Below are 17,452 nucleotides of genomic sequence, written 5' to 3'. Positions count from 1 at the left end.
TTTTGTAAAAATTCGACACAAATGAATCTTACACTTAAAATATGGCGTCAATCAAACGCTAAAGTACAAGGAAAAATGGTTGATTATAAAATCAACAATGTTTCTCCTGATATGTCTTTCTTAGAAATGCTTGATGTATTAAACAACGAGTTAATCGAGAAAGGTGATGATCCAGTAGCTTTCGACCATGACTGTCGTGAGGGTATCTGTGGTATGTGTTCTTTATTTATCAATGGTGAAGCACACGGACCAGACAGAGGTATTACTACATGTCAGTTACACATGAGAAAGTTCAAAGATGGTGATACTATCTATATCGAGCCATTTAGAGCTAAAGCTTTCCCAGTAATTAAAGACTTAGTAGTTGACCGTACTGCTTTTGATAAAATTCAACATGCAGGTGGTTTCGTATCTGTAAATACTTCAGGTAATACACAAGATGCTAACGCTATTCCAATTCCTAAACATGATGCTGACCGTGCATTTGACGCAGCTACTTGTATTGGATGTGGTGCTTGTGTGGCTACATGTAAAAACTCTTCTGCTATGTTATTCGTATCTGCAAAAGTTTCTCAATTTGCTTTGTTACCACAAGGTAAAGTAGAGGCAGCTGATCGTGTACTTAATATGGTAGCTGAGATGGATGCTTTAGGATTCGGTAACTGTACTAATACAGGAGCATGTGAGGTAGAATGTCCTAAAGGAATTTCTTTAGAGAACATCGCTCGTATGAACAGAGAATACTTAAAAGCAAGCTTGAAATAATAGTTTTTCTTGAAATAAATGAAAAAGCAGATATAGAGATATATCTGCTTTTTTTATTTTTGTACTCTAATTTATTGGAAAGAGAATTCGAGTTATGAGGAGTAAAAAGTCAATAAAGCACTGTGTCTTTAATTTATTAAATAATGATTCTAATGCTTTAGAAAGCAAAATAATACAAGGAGGAATCATTATCTTGATATTACTGAATGCTATCTCACTGATCTTTGAATCAATTCCTGAAGTTAGTGCAGAGTACAGTTCTTTTTTTTCCTTATTTAACTTATTCTCTGTAGTCTTCTTTTCAGTAGAGTATGTGTTGAGAATGTGGTCTATTACCTGTGATGAGCGATTTAATCAACCTTTTTTGGGAAGATTAAAATATGCTTTTACTTCTATGCAGTTAATAGATTTATGCGCTGTGTTACCATTTTATCTAGCTTTTGTACATGTGGATCTCCGTATCATAAGATTAATGCGTGTGTTTAGATTATTACGTGTATTCAAGATTACTCGTTATGTATCAGCATTGGCTCTTGTAGTTAATGTGTTTAAAAGAAAAGCGAGTGAGTTAGCAATTGCCGCATTTATGTTGATCTTTTTATTGTTAATAGCTTCTACAGCTATTTATTATGCAGAGAACCCTTCTCAGCCTGAGGCATTTTCTAGTATTCCTGATTCTATGTGGTGGTCTGTTATTACGATTTGTACTGTAGGTTATGGAGATATCTATCCTATAACTGTGATCGGTAAGCTAATAGGAGGAGTACTTGCGGTTATTGGGATAGGCTTTTTTGCTTTACCTACAGGTATTATCTCATCTGGTTTCTCAGAGATCTTGGCTGAAAGAAAGGAGAAGAAGTTATTAGCGTTACAAAAAACGAATGTTTCTAGTTGTAATTGTCCTTGTTGTGGTAGACCTCAAGAAGAGAAGTGAGAATTAATGCTTATTTTTGGACTATAATCTAAATATCGTAGTGTAATGAAAGTTACCATGTTACAATCTCCATTGGTATGGGAAGATATAGAAGCGAATAAAGAACATTTTTTAGAAAAGCTAGATTCTATAGAACAAGATACAGATTTGGTAGTTTTGCCTGAGATGTTTGTGTCAGGCTTTACAATGAAGCCTGAGCGCGTTTTTTTGACTATGGAAGACGAATATATCACCAAGTTACAATCGTTGTGTAAAAAGCATCTATATGCGCTTACAGGAAGTCTTGTTATTAAAGAAGGAGAAGACTACTATAACAGAATGTTCTTTATCTCTGATGAAGGTGAGATTAGTACTTATGATAAACGACACTTATTCTCATTAGCAGGAGAAGAGAAGGTATATAAAGCAGGGATAGATAGATTAGTAGTTAACTATAGGGGGTGGAATATATGTCCTTTAGTTTGTTATGACCTAAGATTCCCTGTTTTTAGTAGAAATAATGACGGAGTATATGACTTATTAATCTATGTGGCTAGTTGGCCAGATCAGCGTATTTACGCATGGGACTCTTTGCTAAAAGCACGTGCTATCGAGAATATGAGTTATGTGGTAGCTGTAAATAGATGTGGAAGCGATGAGAATGACAATATCTATTCAGGCCATTCACAAGCCTTAGATATGCTAGGAGGCTATTTAGTAGAACCATTGAAGGGAGAACAAGTAGCGTATGTAACCTTAGATAAAGCAAAACAAGATAAAATAAGAAAGAGTTTCGGTGTACTTAGAGATGCTGATTCATTTACTATCCTATAAACAAAAAAGGCTCTTAGTTTTTATGCTAAGAGCCTTATTTGTTTTATAAATTGATTTGTTCTTTAATATCCCAGTTGGCACGGACATCTATCTGTTCAGGGAAGTAGACAGATTCTTCAGGCTGTCTTCTATCCCAATAGTATCCTTTATCCCATACGCCATTTTTATTGTCATCATAGATAACTCTTATGTAGTACATTCTAGGGGGTAATGCTAAGAACTCGAATGTATTAGAGCTTTCACTATATTGACTAACGATTACTTTTTCTTTGTCATCTAGTAATTCAACGATAACAGGATAACGCTTTAATCCATTTAGTGTAATGGTCAAGTTTCCATAATCTGTATAAGCTGTCGTTTTATTGTTCAGCACGATTGTATCATTTGACTTACCAAAGAAGTCTGTAATAGCACCAGGCCATAATGTTACCTTGTAATTATCTAGTTCTTCTTTCTTAAACTTTAGATAGAACTTTTGTTCCCTTGCTTTGTTATCTATAGTAAAAGGGACTGCTACAGAATCTTTATTAAAGATGGTGATTAGATCTTTATTAATAGACTTAACAGGTGTAGTTGTTTCTACTAGTAAATCAGATAAGAAATCAAGTGTACCTGATTTTCCTGACACGGATAGCGAATCTATTTCTTTCATCTTAGGTCTTGGTTTAACCATAAATGTCTTTGTAAACTCACCTTTCGTAGCAGTGAAGTGCAGAGAGTCTGCTTCTATCTTTGGGAACCAAACTTGCAAACTATCTTTATCTGCTAGTTGTGTATAAGCACTAGGGATTACTACCCCATCTTTTTTAACTTCTACGGTAGCTCCTTCAGCGTTTCCTATATACGGTAAGTACCATTTGTTTTGGGTAATCTGAGCAGGTCTAGAAGCCTCGAATTTCTCATCAGACTTGAATAGTGTCAAATCATAAGATTGATCTGTTGGAATCTCAATCGGTTCTTTTATAAAAGCTATTTTATCCTCAGTAGGATTAAACATAAAGTTGCTGTTCTTATCCTTTAATGCTACTAAGTAATACTTTCCTGCTTTAATATTCTCTATAGAGAAAGTCGTAAGACTGTCTAGTGTATTCGTTACATAAAGAGGTTTTTCTCTATAGATAGTAGAATCTTTAAATGTCTCAGCATCGTATAGCATTACATTGACGAAGTTATCCGACTTTAATTGATGTGCAGTTCTGATTGTTCCACTTAGTTTCAGAGAGTCGATATAATCTCCTGTAGAGAAGATATATTTAAACTGTTTTAGGACATTACCTTCATTGTTATCCGTTATAGCGTCCCCGAAGTTAAAACTATAAGTCGTATTCGGCTTTAAAGTGTCTATAAGATTGATCGTAACCGTCTTTCTAGCATTTCCCATAGGTAATACTTCAGGCATTCTATCCATAGGAGGAGAGATAATCAAGTTTTGATTTACGTTTTTGATCTTAACGAATTCGTCGAAATCAATAGTAATTTGCTTTTTGTCAAAATGTATAGAGTGGTTCTTAGGACTACTTCCTAGTACTACAGGTGGAATAGTATCTTTAGGTCCTCCTGAAATAAACCCTCTTTTAGCACAGTTCGAAAACGTTATAAAACAAAATACTGTAAAACAAACAATAAAGTATATACGAAACTTAGACATAGTTTTAATTTAAAAGACAAATTAACGACTATATTTTTTAGTTAGAAAATATGTATTATTAAAACTTTTAAATGCTACGAGCCAAACAGAGAATCGTGATTTTAGTATTCGGTATTTGTAATAATTTTTTACAGCATGCCTCTAAGGTATTCCCTGTAGTGAGGATATCATCTAGCAGTAAGAAGTGATTGTATTCGTCGTCTTTAAAGTTTAGGTCTAGATCAAAAACTTCTTTTGTTTGACTTTTTCTCTGAAAACGTGATTTAGTTGTCTGAGAAGAGGTTTGAAGCGTTTTGATTAGAAGTTGATTATTTATTTTGATGTGAAAGTGATTACTTAGTGCTTTCGCGAAGCCGTCTACTTGATTATATCCTCTTTTCTTTTGTTTCTTTTTATGCATGGGGACAGGTATGATAGAAGTGATCTCCTTTAGACGCGTTGTTTTGGCTAATTGATGTGCATAGATAGTACCTAAGAAATAACTTAGCTCAGGATGATTTCTATATTTGAGATTATGGATGATCTGCTGCACTTTGCCTCCTTTAGAAAAGAAAAGTAAACTAGCAGCAAACTCTATGGGTATCTTACCATAGAACTTAGCCATAGAATCATTTTGATCTATAAGATGTTCTTGTGTATAAGGTATTTCGTTTCTACAAGTAATGCATAGATATTGTTCATTTCTCAGTAATATGGAGTTACAAGCCATACAGTTCTTGGGAAAGAGGAGATTCAGAATATCAGTTATAATCATCAGTTCTAGGTTACTATGTGGGTTATTTAGATGTTATGCTAAAATTAATCAGAACTTTCTCTACGTAATTATTAATAACAAATATCTTTGTGTTGAAATGAAGATATAGAAATGAAAATAGAAGAAGTACAACAGCAAATCATGCAATTAATGGTATTAATTGCTCAAAATAAGAAAGAAGAAGCCTCTGTAGCAATAGAGAAAATAGAAGAAAGTATCAATGATGGACTTGACTATGCACAGACAGATGACGAAGTAGTTCGTTGGGGGAAATTTTTGAAGATTATCGAAGAGCTAAAACAGAAGATAGGATAATGGAACAGCACCAACCTTGTTATTGTTGTAGTGGTAACGCATATAGTGAGTGTTGTGAGCCGTATGTGACGAATACTACAGTTCCTTCTACTGCAGAGCAGCTGATGCGCTCTAGGTACACAGCCTATGCCTTAGCTAATGCGATATACATCATTAATACTACCCATCCTAAGACTAGACACTTTCATAGTAAGAAGGCAATTCTACAGTGGGCTAAAGAAAATACATGGCAACGCTTAGAAATTCTTGTCAGTGAGGAGAGTCGTGTAGTATTTAAGGCTTATTATAAAGATGCAGAGGGCAATGTGTGTGAACACTATGAGGATTCTTTGTTTGAAATGTTAGGAGGGAAGTGGTATTATGTATCGGGAACATTTAAGGAATAATCCTTGTGTTTTAGAGGAGGTAAATAAAAATTACTTCGTAACTTAGTGAAAATATAAAACTGTATAAGTATGAAACCAACCAGAATTGAAAGCGACTTAATAGGTGAATTAGAAATTCCTCAACAGGCTTATTATGGTGTACAGACACAAAGAGCAATCAATAACTTCAAGATATCGACAAGTAAGTTGTCTGATTACCCTGAGTTTGTAAAAGGATTAGCTATTGTAAAATGGGCGGCAGCTAAAACCAACTTTGAATTAAACGTTTTAGACGAAAAAATATATAAGGTTATCGCTGATGTATGTCAGGAGATAATAGACGGTAAGCTACATGCTGAGTTCCCTGTAGATATGATACAAGGGGGAGCAGGTACTTCTGTTAATATGAATGCGAATGAAGTTATCGCAAATAGAGCTTTAGAAATCTTAGGTTTTGAGAAAGGTGATTATCAACACTGTTCTCCAAACGATCATGTAAACTTATCTCAATCTACTAATGATGCATACCCTACTTCTCTTAAGGTAGCCGTATTCGAAATGAATAAGAAAGTAGTAGAGAAGCTAGAGAAATTAGTAAAAGGGCTTGAGGCTAAGGCTGTAGAGTTTGAGAATATTATCAAGATGGGAAGAACTCAACTTCAGGATGCAGTGCCAATGACTCTAGGACAAGAGTTCGGTGGTTTTGCTTTCACTTTGAAGAGAGAAATAGCAGTTCTTAACCAGGCTAGCCAAGCGTTCTTAGAGATTAATATGGGAGCTACTGCTATCGGTACTGGATTAAACGCTGTACCAGGTTATGCAGATTTATGTGCTAAGAATTTAGGAATGTTGATGAAACAACCTGTTACTTCTGCTGAGAACTTAGTAGAGGCTACATCTGATACAAGCGGATTTGTTGCTTATTCAGGAATCTTGAAGAAAGTAGCTATTAAGTTATCTAAGATCTGTAATGACCTTAGATTATTATCTTCAGGGCCTCGTACAGGACTTAACGAGATTCAACTACCTCCTATGCAGCCAGGTTCTTCTATTATGCCAGGTAAAGTAAACCCTGTTATCCCAGAAGTAGTAAACCAAGTGTGTTTTAAAGTAATCGGTAACGATATGACTATCACAATGGCTTCTGAGGCAGCTCAGTTACAGTTAAACGTGATGGAGCCTGTATTAGCTCATACTCTAATGGAGTCTATGACATGGTTAGAGAATGCTATGGAAACATTAGTAGAGAAGTGTGTAGTAGGTATTAAGGCTAATGTAGAACATAATAAGGAGTTAGTATTAGGAAGTATCGGTATCGTTACAGCGCTAAACCCTTATATCGGATATAAAGCAAGTACTAAAATCGCTAAAGAAGCATTAGAATCTGGTAGAGGAGTTTATGAATTAGTATTAGAGCACAATCTATTAACTAAGGAGAAACTAGATGAGATTCTAGACCCTAAACATATGCTAGCACCGCATTCGATCTAATCGATACGTGTTATTAAATATAAGAAGTCTCCTACTAGGAGACTTTTTTATTGTTTATAGATGTAACTTTTTTAAAATCTGTTGTCTCAATACAAATTGGTAAGTTTATTGTAGTGATATAATAGCTTTAAAATGTTTGTTATGAAAGCATTAGTCATCGGAGGTACTGGAGCAACTGGTAAAGTACTCGTACGTCAACTACTTTGTGACGATGATTTTCACGAAGTAGTCATATTTATTCGTAAAGAATGGGATATTCAGCATCCTAAGTTAGTCGTTCATTTAGTTGATTTTGAACAAATCGACCAATGGAAGCATCTAATAGCAGGAGATGTCGCTTTTAGTTGTTTAGGGACTACGCTGAAGCAGGCAGGCTCTAAACAAAAGCAATGGCATATAGATTATGATTATGTCATGCAGTTCGCTCAGTATGCAAAAGGAAATGGAGTAACTAACTTTGTATTATTATCAGCTAAGGCAGCTTCTGATAAGAGTGCATTCTTCTATAGTAGACTAAAGGGAACATTAGAGCGCTCTGTATTGAATTTGCGTTTTGAGAATACTATTATTCTGCGTCCAGGACTTTTATTACGTCCAGGGACTAACCGTATGGGGGAGCGAATAGCTGCTAAGATTTTGTTTTTCTTTAATAAGATGCGATTGTTTATGAAGTATAAACCGATAGAGGTGGTTAAAGTAGCCAATCGTATGCGTAGAGAAGCGAAGAATCACTGCTGTCGTCGCTTGATTATCGAAAGCAATGAGATATAATAAAAAGGCTTATCTCTTAGAGACAAGCCTTTCATTTATTTTGTATAGTATTACTTAAAGCTAGTTGCTATCTTAAGTAAAGCCTCAGGATCGCTGACACCTTCTTTTACATCCATCAGTTTTATCGTATCATCATCTCCTAGACCAGTGCTCAGTGGTAACTGCTGCGGGATCTTAGGAGTCTCACCAAACAGCGTTTGATATAGCACTATAGAGTTTACGAATACAGCATCATTAAGCATATGTCGTGATCTATCTGTATGACGTAGCATATCTTTACCATCCTTAGTAGCAGTATAACCTTCTTTGCCAGCATAGGCAGCACCTAATACCGCTGAGAAGTTTAAGAATCCAGTGTTAGGTAACGCTTTAGCTACTGCTACACCATTCTCTACTAGTAGAGGTTGATAATCTTTATAATCTGCACTATTGTACTCAAATGGAACCGTCAGACCGTAGATATATGTAGCTACATCAGGGCTGTTTTTGGCTATCTGATCATGTACTTCTGCTGTATTAGATTTATACTTGCCTAGCTCTTGTATGGCTACAGGTGTTGATTCTTGTAGAATCACATAGTCTAGATAGTTTCCATCTTTATCCGTTTGTTTAAATAATTTTTCAGCATTTTTCTTGTTTGAAGAGATGATTTGATCAATGCTTACCCCCATTTCTAAAAGGGATTTTACCTCTACTTGTTTATTGTTTTCCTTAGCTAGTGCGTCTAACATTTTCGGAAAACTAGCGAAGTACTCCGTATGGCTATTCCCTACGAATAGTATTCGTATAGGACCTTCTGCTTTAGGCGGAGTAGGTTTTGCGACTAGTTCTTTCATAGTCTCTCCGTCTCCTTCACCATTTTTGTTCTTATCTCCACACGATGTAAGAACTAATGCTCCAATAAAAGCACTCAATAAAATCTTTTTCATAGCAATTATATTTGTTAATATAAATAAAAATAAGCAATATAAACGAGATAATGTTCTTGTTTATGATTTATTATATCTAATTAATTGACGATTGTAGTTGCTCTGTATGAGTGAGATAGGGAGTAGCTATAATGTGAAATAGGCTTCACAATAATGCGAAGCCTATTTCAGAAATTAAGTATGTGTAAAAGGATTATTTAACTTTATTGAACTCTAAGTTCACATTGATCTTTACATCTTTAGCGATAGCTTGTCCTGATGGATCATACGCTACTCCGAAGTCAAAACGGTTGATCGTAGTAGATGCTTGGAATCCTAATTTAGTATTTCCTTGTCCATCATCTTTTAATAAACCACCATAAGTAAGGTCAAAAGTTACAGGCTTAGTGATATCTCTGATTGTTAAGTTACCTTCTAATTTGTATTGATCTTTACCTACTTTTTTGATTGATTTACTCTCAAAAGTCATTGCAGGGAACTTCTCAGCTGCGAAGAAATCATCTGTTTTTAAGTGGTTGTCACGCATCTCGATAGATGTGTTCACACTGTTCATATCTACTGAGAATTTAAATGTTCCTTTCGTTAAGTCTTCAGGTGTTCCTTCGAATGTTCCCTCGTATTTATCAAAACGACCATCTACGAAAGAAATTCCTAAGTGCTTCACAGAGAAGTTTAAAAATGAGTGGTAGTTATCTACATTCCATTTTGTTTGAGCGAATGATGCAACAGAGAATAATGTTGCTACGAATAATAATGCTATTTTTTTCATGATAATAATTTTAATTGTTCTGTTATATACTACAAATGTAGTACCACATTTAGCTTTAAGCACTTAACCTACATTAAGAAGTGTTTTTATCTTGTGTAATTGTGGTTTTTTATTTCTTTTTTTTAATCGTAATCCTTTCTTTAATAGTAGGATAGAGGAGTTTATTATAATTGAAAATCTTTATCTGTATATAGTTTAGTATTTTGTATTTCTTTGATGTTTTTTGCTCCACCTAAGAACATATTGATAGTCAATTCCTTATTTAACTGATCGATTACAGACGTTACCCCTTGACTACCTCCTAGGTGTAGGGCGTATAGTATAGGACGTCCTATCGCTACAATATCTGCTCCACTAGCTATGGCTTTAAAGATATGAGACCCTCTTCTCACTCCACTGTCAAAGATGATAGGTACACGCTTATTCACTGTCTTAGCTACTAGTGGTAGTACATCGAATGAAGATGGACCTGCATCTAACTGTCTTCCTCCGTGATTAGATACCCATATCGCATCTGCTCCTGCTTGGATGGCGATTTCGGCATCTTCAGGTGACTGTATTCCCTTGATGATAACAGGTAGTCCAGTTAAGTCCTTTACGTACTTAATGTCAGAAGGCTTAAAGTCTTGTTTGGCTTGAGCATATATTTCTGTAATACCAGCTCCTTTACCAGTCTTGTTGCCATCAGCTTGTTGTGCTGCGAATAACTCTAAGTTACCCATTCCTAGTGGGAAAGTGAAGCCTGTCTTAATATCTTCTTCTCTATACCCACCTACTGGCGAGTCTACTGTAAGGATGATAGCCTTAGCTCCGTATTTCTTAGCTCTGTTAAGCGTAAACTTGTTGAAGTCATCATTTTTACTCATGTATAACTGAAAGAAGAAAGGCGCTCCATTAATACCCTCTGCTACTTCCTCTATTGTTTTGTTACCATAAGTACTAAGCGAGAATAGTGATCCTGCTGCTATCATACCTTTAGCAGTAGCTATCTCTCCATCTACGTGAGATAGTCCTTGAGCTGCCATTGGTGCTTGTATGATAGGTGTTTTTAGAGGAATACCGAATAGAGAAGTAGATAAGTCAATATCCTCATGTTTAATCCCTTTTAGCACACGAGGCATGATGTATTTCTTATCGAAGTTCTCCGTGTTAATCTTTAAGTTATTCTGGTCTTCAGCTCCACCTACGATATACCCAAAGGCACCCTGATCCATCTCTGCTTTTACTTGTCCTTCTAGCTCGTGTAGGTTTACTATTTTTAGTTTTTTATCAGCTGTACTCGCTTGGTATCCTTTGCCTTTTTTGTTTTTATCTTGAAATACAGTTTTTGTTGTAGTATCCTTTGTTACTACATCAGCAAAGGCACTTGTCATTAGTGTTATTGCAGTTAATGTGAATATTGTCTTTTTCATAAAAAATCTGTTTTACTTTATTTATAGGACAAAGTTACAGAGGGGTAGATGTATTAGTGGTTAATATAGATTAAGAACGTATTTAGTTGAATAAAAACAATATGTAGCATATTAAATTCATTATTTTTTGTTTTTTATGAGAATGAGGTAATGATGATTGTTTTTAAATAATTGTATATATTATCTATTAGGGTGTGTTTTTTGTTTATTTAAATCTATTTATAAGAATGGAGTTGAATATTTTTGCCCTTATTTGGAGTTTATGCCCTTAAAAGACTTTTTTAAGTTATTTTGGAGTTTGATTGCTGTTTTAACTTGTTGTATATTAAGTGTATGTGCATTTTTGGATTAATACTGTTCGGAAGTTGTTCGGTAATACCTTGTGTTTACTCAGACTAGAGAGTGTTTTACCGAACTAAATCAAATCTGTATCCGAACAATCTCCTAATAAAGAAGAACTAAAAATCGGTAAAATTACTTGTAAAGTGCAACATGAATCATAGTGTACACACTTAATGACATAAAAAAAGCCACTCTATATCAGAGTGGCTTTTGTGTATAGGGTAGATGATGGATTACATCATTTTCTTTAACCAGTTTCTCATAGATACTTCGTTCTCTATGATGTTCTTAAGGTCAGCGATTGCTACACGGTCTTGTTTCATCGTGTCACGGTGACGGATAGTCACAGTCTTATCTTCTAATGACTGGTGATCTACAGTGATACAGAATGGCGTACCTAGTGCATCTGCACGACGGTAACGACGACCTACTGCATCCTTCTCATCATACGCTACATTAAAGTCCCATTTAAGCTCTTCGATTATCTCTTGAGCTAACTCTGGAAGACCATCTTTTTTCACTAATGGAAGTACAGCTGCCTTAGTAGGAGCTAGTACAGATGGTAATCTTAATACTGTACGAGTAGAACCGTCTTCTAATGTCTCTTCTACTAATGATTTAGAGAATACAGAAAGGAACATACGGTCTAGACCTACTGAAGTCTCTACTACATAAGGTACATAAGAAGTGTTGGTCTCGTTATCGAAGAACTGTAGTTTCTTACCAGAGAACTTCTCATGTGCTTTAAGGTCAAAGTCAGTACGAGAGTGAATACCTTCTAATTCTTTAAATCCGAATGGGAAGTTAAACTCAATGTCAGTAGCTGCATTAGCATAGTGTGCTAATTTCTCATGGTCATGGAAACGGTAGTTCTCAGCTCCCATACCTAATGATAAGTGCCACTTATGACGAGTCTCTTTCCAGTACTCGTAGTACTTCATCTCTTCACCTGGTTTCACAAAGAATTGCATCTCCATCTGTTCGAACTCACGCATACGGAAGATGAACTGACGAGCAACGATCTCGTTACGGAATGCTTTACCTGTCTGAGCGATACCGAAAGGAATCTTCATACGACCTGTCTTCTGTACGTTTAGGAAGTTTACGAAGATACCTTGTGCAGTCTCAGGACGTAAGTATAAGTCCATAGCAGAGTCTGCAGAAGCTCCTAACTTCGTACCAAACATTAGGTTAAACTGACGTACTTCAGTCCAGTTTTTAGAACCTGTATCAGGGTCAGCGATCTCTAGCTCTTCGATAAGTGCTTTTACATCTGCTAAATCTCCTGAATCAAGACCACGAGCCATACGCTCTAAGATCTCTTTTTTCTTCGCTAAATATTCTACTACACGAGGGTTAGTAGCTACGAATTGTTCTTCGTCAAAAGATTCGCCAAAGCGCTTTTTCGCTTTCTCGATTTCCTTTTGAGCCTTTTGGTATAATTTTTCACAGTAGTCTTCGATAAGAACGTCAGCTCTATATCTTTTCTTACTGTCTTTATTATCAATTAATGGGTCATTAAACGCATCTACGTGACCAGAAGCTTTCCAAGTGGTAGGATGCATAAAAATCGAGGCATCAATTCCTACAATATTTTCGTGCATTTGTACCATGGATTTCCACCAGTACTCTCTAATGTTTCTCTTTAACTCCACACCATTCTGAGCGTAGTCATATACTGCGCTTAGACCATCGTATATTTCACTAGAAGGGAAGATGTATCCATACTCCTTAGCATGCGAAATAACGTTCTTAAAAATATCATCTTGTTTTGCCATAGTGCAAAAGTAATAAAAGACTTTAAGATTAGGAACTCTGCCATTGGCATTTTAGTGTTAATAACCTAAAGTTTATTGATTTACTATATTAATTAATCGTTTTTAGTTGAATGTTGTTGATTGTATGCTGATAATATACGCTCAGTATTCTCGATATGGCCTGTCATATCCCATTCATCATGTCCTGGTATAATGACTTTAGCATTCTTAAATTTTTGTTTTACGGCTTCGATAGTCTTAGGCCAAGCTATCACGTTACCATCGGCTATATTACCTATAGTGGTAGCTTCGGCACTCTTAATCAGGCATCCTCCGTATAATACTTCTTCTTTTGGAAACCAGACTACGGTATTATCTAGTGAATGTCCTTCTCCTAAAAAGTATACAGCCAACTTCTCATTGCCAAAGGTAAACTGTTTTTCTTTATTAAAAGAATGTTGAGCTTGTGGTTCATTGCGTTCTTTTAATATTTCATTGGTCAATGCATAGGTATACGTCTGTGCTCCTATACTGTTAAAGTAACCTAATCCACCAGAACGATCTTCGTGGAAGTGGGTAGTGATGACCCATTTAACCTCTTTGTTATGATTCGATCTGATGTACTCTAATAGAGGTTCGTACTGATCTTTATCCCAAGGTGTGTCTATTAGAATAGCACCTTCATCTGTCAGTACGTACATCGAATTAGAAGAGTATGTTACTCCTTGAAACTCTTGATAAGTAGTGTATATATACATATTATCATTGAGTTGTTTGATTTTTAGTTTGTCAGATTGAGCGTGTACTAATGTAGTACAGATTAACATCGTTATGACACTAAGTATTCTGTGCATGGCTTATTTATTTCGTATTGAGATTAGTGATGAGGTTATACCCATCCTTTCGTCTTGAATTTTTGGATAACAGCTAAGAATTGGTTCATTTCTTCTGGTGTGCCTAACGTTACTCTGCTCCACTGTAATAGGGGAGGGAAAGGACGACCTACGATAATGCCTTCTGAAGCCATACCATCTATATACTGCTGTTGATTACATTTTATCTTGTGGAATAAGAAGTTTCCTTGGCTAGGTAGATATTCTATTCCTAGTGCATCAAAGGTCTCTGTCGTGATACCAAGAGAATTAGCATTCACTGCTCTACTGTGTACGATGAAGGCATTGTCTTTTAAAGAGGCTGTACCTGCTACTGCAGTAGTCATACTAATGTTCTCTACTGCCATATATGGACTTAGTTCATTCGCTAGATTTTCTGTAGATAGGCTATATCCTAACCTCATACCTGCCATGGCAAATATCTTAGAGAAGGTACGCAATACGATAACATTCTCTCTTCCTTCTCTGATAAAAGAAGTCCCACTCACGAAGCTTTTGTTAGTGATGTATTCTGCATAGGCTTCGTCCACCATGAAGAAGTTCTTCTTAGGGTCAACACTAGTCACCCAATCTGTGATAGCACTAGAGCTAGTTAATGTCCCTGTCGGGTTATTAGGGTTGCATAAGTAGATGATAGAGATGCCATCAAAGTTGTCTGCTGCTTGCTTCATCTTAGCTAGATCCATACAGAACTCCTTATCTAGTGGTACATTAACGACAGGAATACCCATGCCTTCTGCATGACTAGCAGCTAAGAAGAACGATGGATCTGGTGAGATAAGCTGTACTTTCTGCCCATTTTTGACTGCTTTATACACTTGTAAATTCACTGTAGCTCTAATTAGATCAGAAGATCCCACTCCTAGAGTCACCTGAGCTGGAGACATCTTAAATATATCAGCGATGGTGCGTTGTAATTCTTTTATATAACTGTCAGGATATCGATTTACATTAGATAAAACGTCAATAATTGCATTTTTAGCTTTAGGAGATATACCTAAGCTATTTTCGTTAAAGTGTAAGAATAACGGGTCATCAACTGATGTTGGTAAACCTAAATCTGCAATAGATCCTAATGCTTGTGTTGTTGCAAATCCTTGTGTAAGGATACTTCCTGCGAACAACGTTCCTGATAGTTTTAATAAATCACGTCTGTTCATAGTGAATAGAATTACTGTATTATGTAAATAAAAAATGCCTCAATCGGAAGATAAGGCTTTTAGAAGAACTAAAGTTAGGGGATATCTATTGAATTATCGATACTTAGATTAGAATATTTTGGTATAATTTTATGAATTACATCAGAATTATGATGTTTGGTTAAAAGTAATGTAATAATCAAGGGTGAATAAGTAGTTGATTTATAAATAAGTAAGTAAGAATGCACTAGGGGTGTACTAGGTGTAAAAAATAATATTGTAATATCGCTAACCCTTATGAATAGTGAAGTAGATGTTAATATAGTAGTGTGAATATTTTGCGAAATAGCGCTACTTATTGTCAATGAGGGGAGTAAATAAAAAATATTCTACTAAATATTTTGTTGTAAGTTAATTTGTGTTAAATTTACATAGTCTTTAATGAGGTGCATATCTTTATGATAATTAAGTAAATAAGGGTATTGCCAAATAATTTAAAGGTTGTTTAATTATATACAAAATTAACTATGAAAAAAATCACGTTTATGGTATTAGGAATGGCTGCTATGGTAGCTGTTGCTTGTGGTGAGAAGAAAGAAACTGCAAAAGAAGGAGAGGCTACTACAACTGAAGTAGAAGCACCTGCAAAAGAAGAGGCTCCTGCTGCTTCTGGATACGATGCAGTATTAGACAAGTATGAAAAAATCGCTGATGAGCACATCGCTTTGATGAAAAAAGTACAAGCTGGAGACACTGCAGCTCTTACTGACGCTACTAAAGTAAGCGAGGAATTAATGAAAATCGCTGAGGAGTTACAAAAAACTGACCCATCGACTATCACTAAAGAGCAAACTGCTAGATTCCAAGCTATCGCTGAGAAATATCAAAAAGCTTTAAAGCCTTAATTACGGCTTAAATAGTATACTTAGAGAGTGCTATCCTTTTTGGATAGCATTTTTTTATAATTGAGGTTTTAATGTTATAGTGTCCCATTAGTTGCGACCATTATGGGGCATATAGGGTCAGATATAGTCATAAGAGTCTGTATCATCAAAGCAGTGTCAGTAGAATAGTAGCTTTGTGGTGTAGTTCTTTGACATATTGTTTATTAGTGATTCCTTATTGCGTAAAAAGCAAAAGGGAGTATTATCTAGATAATACCCCCTTTGGTAGTAGATGAGAAGTGAAGTTATTCTTCCTCTTCTGTATTTTTTAACTTCATAAGTAATGTGTAGGCTCCTTTAGTAACTATCTTCTGATTAGCTAATTGATCTGCGTTTATTATTTGTACATATCCATCTTCTTTAGGGCCGATTTTTACAGGAGTCATCTCATAAGTTTGTTTTGCTGTTTCTATAAAAACATAGTTTTGTTTCTCAAAATAAACAACACTTTCTTCTGGCAAAGCTTGTGATACAGCTGCGTGTGTATCTATGTCTGCATTCATATACATACCAGGAACTAGCTTCTTATCAAAAGCTTCAAAGTGACAATGTACTTCTGATACTCCATCTGTGTTTACATCCATGCTGATTAGTATAATCTCTCCTTCATATTTTTTATCTGGTGCACCGTTAGTATAACTTACTACACGCTGTCCAACCTCTAGCTTATCAAGGTCTTTTTCATACACCTTTAGGTTTAGGTGTATATCGGTAGGGTTAATTAATTCGAACATTACATCAGAAGGAGTTACATACTTACCCACATTGACAAAAACATTACTCACAAAACCACTAATAGGGCTGTAGATATTAATAGTTCTACTAATGTTAGTATGAGTCAGTGAAGCAGGGCTAATGTTGATTAAACTTAACTGCTGTGCTAATGCATTCATCGTGATGCGTTGATTATTCATCTCTGCTTGCGCGATTTGCATGACCTTATCGCTACTCGCTTGACTTGCGTTTAGGTCTTTCTGACGGTTGTAATCTAGTTTTGCAAACTCATATTTGTCCTTAGCGATTAAGTAATTCTGCTGTAATTGGATATACTGAGGGTCTTCCATCGTAGCGATTAGTTCACCCTTTTTGATATGCATACCTGGTAATAACTTAGTACTCTTAAGGTATCCTCCTAGAGGGTTAGTTATGGAGATGAGGTTCTGTGGAGGCACATCTATCTTTCCATTTAGTTTTAGCGTTGTTGCTATTTTGCGCTCAGTCAGAGAGCCCGTTTCTATAGTTGTATTCTTCATCTGTGCATCAGTTAGATGTACAGTGGTTGTGTCTTCGTCTGTTGTAGAGATAGGATCTTCTTCTTTTGGCTCTGTCTTACATTGGGTGAATAGTGTGATACTCGCTAAGGCAAGTCCTAGAACAAAGTATTTGGTATTGATATATTTAGATAGCATGA

General features: G+C 35.7%; 17 protein-coding genes. 8 read left to right on the top strand and 9 right to left on the bottom strand.

The annotated features are described in order from the left end of the window. Nucleotides 1-21: 21 nt before the first annotated feature. The 3 genes from E0Z07_RS04345 (at nt 22) to E0Z07_RS04335 (ending at nt 2,512) form a co-directional block, all read left to right on the top strand. Nucleotides 22-765: a succinate dehydrogenase/fumarate reductase iron-sulfur subunit gene (locus E0Z07_RS04345; protein ID WP_006259870.1), complete on the top strand. Its 744-nt coding sequence runs from the start codon at nt 22-24 to the stop codon at nt 763-765. A 94-nt stretch (nt 766-859) separates the two neighbouring features. Then, nucleotides 860-1,699 carry an ion transporter gene (locus tag E0Z07_RS04340; RefSeq protein WP_006262382.1) on the top strand — a complete coding sequence of 280 codons (840 nt, stop codon included), beginning with the start codon at nt 860-862 and terminating at the stop codon, nt 1,697-1,699. 45 nt (nt 1,700-1,744) lie between these two features. After that, nucleotides 1,745-2,512, top strand: a complete 768-nt coding sequence (locus E0Z07_RS04335) for a nitrilase family protein (RefSeq protein WP_006262381.1) — start codon at nt 1,745-1,747, stop codon at nt 2,510-2,512. A 43-nt stretch (nt 2,513-2,555) separates the two neighbouring features. Here E0Z07_RS04335 and E0Z07_RS04330 read toward each other — a convergent pair whose 3' ends face one another. Together E0Z07_RS04330 and E0Z07_RS04325 are read right to left on the bottom strand one after the other, a co-directional pair. Continuing rightward, nucleotides 2,556-4,160, bottom strand: a complete 1,605-nt coding sequence (locus tag E0Z07_RS04330; protein WP_006262380.1) for an Ig-like domain-containing protein — start codon at nt 4,158-4,160, stop codon at nt 2,556-2,558. A 67-nt stretch (nt 4,161-4,227) separates the two neighbouring features. Continuing rightward, nucleotides 4,228-4,914 carry a ComF family protein gene (locus E0Z07_RS04325; protein ID WP_286418754.1) on the bottom strand — a complete coding sequence of 229 codons (687 nt, stop codon included), beginning with the start codon at nt 4,912-4,914 and terminating at the stop codon, nt 4,228-4,230. 111 nt (nt 4,915-5,025) lie between these two features. Between E0Z07_RS04325 and E0Z07_RS04320 the strand changes: the two genes are divergently transcribed. The 4 genes from E0Z07_RS04320 (at nt 5,026) to E0Z07_RS04305 (ending at nt 7,856) form a co-directional block, all read left to right on the top strand. Continuing rightward, nucleotides 5,026-5,229: a hypothetical protein gene (locus E0Z07_RS04320; protein ID WP_006259864.1), complete on the top strand. Its 204-nt coding sequence runs from the start codon at nt 5,026-5,028 to the stop codon at nt 5,227-5,229. Continuing rightward, on the top strand, nt 5,229-5,615 hold the full coding sequence (locus tag E0Z07_RS04315) for a YchJ family protein (RefSeq protein ID WP_006262378.1): 387 nt from the start codon (nt 5,229-5,231) through the stop codon (nt 5,613-5,615). Before E0Z07_RS04320 ends, E0Z07_RS04315 begins: the two co-directional genes overlap by 1 nt. 69 nt (nt 5,616-5,684) lie before the next feature. Further along, nucleotides 5,685-7,085: an aspartate ammonia-lyase gene (aspA, locus tag E0Z07_RS04310; protein WP_006262377.1), complete on the top strand. Its 1,401-nt coding sequence runs from the start codon at nt 5,685-5,687 to the stop codon at nt 7,083-7,085. A 141-nt stretch (nt 7,086-7,226) separates the two neighbouring features. Beyond that, nucleotides 7,227-7,856, top strand: coding sequence for an NAD(P)H-binding protein (locus E0Z07_RS04305; protein WP_006259860.1), 630 nt, complete (start codon nt 7,227-7,229; stop codon nt 7,854-7,856). A 50-nt stretch (nt 7,857-7,906) separates the two neighbouring features. Here E0Z07_RS04305 and E0Z07_RS04300 read toward each other — a convergent pair whose 3' ends face one another. From E0Z07_RS04300 to E0Z07_RS04275, 6 genes are all read right to left on the bottom strand, one after another. Further along, complete coding sequence (locus tag E0Z07_RS04300; protein ID WP_006262376.1) at nt 7,907-8,785, bottom strand: hypothetical protein; 879 nt, start codon at nt 8,783-8,785, stop codon at nt 7,907-7,909. A 193-nt stretch (nt 8,786-8,978) separates the two neighbouring features. Continuing rightward, nucleotides 8,979-9,554 carry a YceI family protein gene (locus E0Z07_RS04295; RefSeq protein WP_006262375.1) on the bottom strand — a complete coding sequence of 192 codons (576 nt, stop codon included), beginning with the start codon at nt 9,552-9,554 and terminating at the stop codon, nt 8,979-8,981. A 164-nt stretch (nt 9,555-9,718) separates the two neighbouring features. Beyond that, a complete protein-coding gene (locus E0Z07_RS04290; RefSeq protein WP_006259857.1) occupies nt 9,719-10,966 on the bottom strand; it encodes a lactate oxidase in 1,248 nt (415 codons plus the stop codon). Between the two features lie 575 nt (nt 10,967-11,541). Then, nucleotides 11,542-13,086 (bottom strand): glycine--tRNA ligase, encoded by a 1,545-nt coding sequence (locus tag E0Z07_RS04285; RefSeq protein WP_006259856.1) that lies wholly within the window; start codon nt 13,084-13,086, stop codon nt 11,542-11,544. 92 nt (nt 13,087-13,178) lie between these two features. Beyond that, the gene (gene blaMUS, locus E0Z07_RS04280; protein ID WP_006262374.1) at nt 13,179-13,919 is read right to left on the bottom strand and encodes an MUS family subclass B1 metallo-beta-lactamase; all 741 of its coding nucleotides are present in this window, start codon (nt 13,917-13,919) and stop codon (nt 13,179-13,181) included. A gap of 35 nt (nt 13,920-13,954) precedes the next feature. Next, a complete protein-coding gene (locus tag E0Z07_RS04275) occupies nt 13,955-15,118 on the bottom strand; it encodes a pyridoxal phosphate-dependent aminotransferase (RefSeq protein ID WP_006262373.1) in 1,164 nt (387 codons plus the stop codon). 506 nt (nt 15,119-15,624) lie between these two features. On the opposite strand from E0Z07_RS04275, the gene E0Z07_RS04270 reads away from it, so the two are divergent. Next, nucleotides 15,625-16,002: a DUF6591 domain-containing protein gene (locus E0Z07_RS04270; protein WP_006259852.1), complete on the top strand. Its 378-nt coding sequence runs from the start codon at nt 15,625-15,627 to the stop codon at nt 16,000-16,002. 284 nt (nt 16,003-16,286) lie between these two features. Here the strand turns inward: E0Z07_RS04270 and E0Z07_RS04265 are convergent, their stop codons facing one another. Further along, a complete protein-coding gene (locus E0Z07_RS04265) occupies nt 16,287-17,450 on the bottom strand; it encodes an efflux RND transporter periplasmic adaptor subunit (RefSeq protein WP_006262372.1) in 1,164 nt (387 codons plus the stop codon). Between the last annotated feature and the right edge of the window lie 2 nt (nt 17,451-17,452).

This window comes from Myroides odoratimimus (genome assembly GCF_004337635.1).
Taxonomy (GTDB): Bacteria; Bacteroidota; Bacteroidia; order Flavobacteriales; family Flavobacteriaceae; genus Flavobacterium; species Flavobacterium odoratimimum.
Note: the sequence above shows the minus strand (reverse complement) of the source record. Positions and strands in the feature narration are given on the sequence as shown.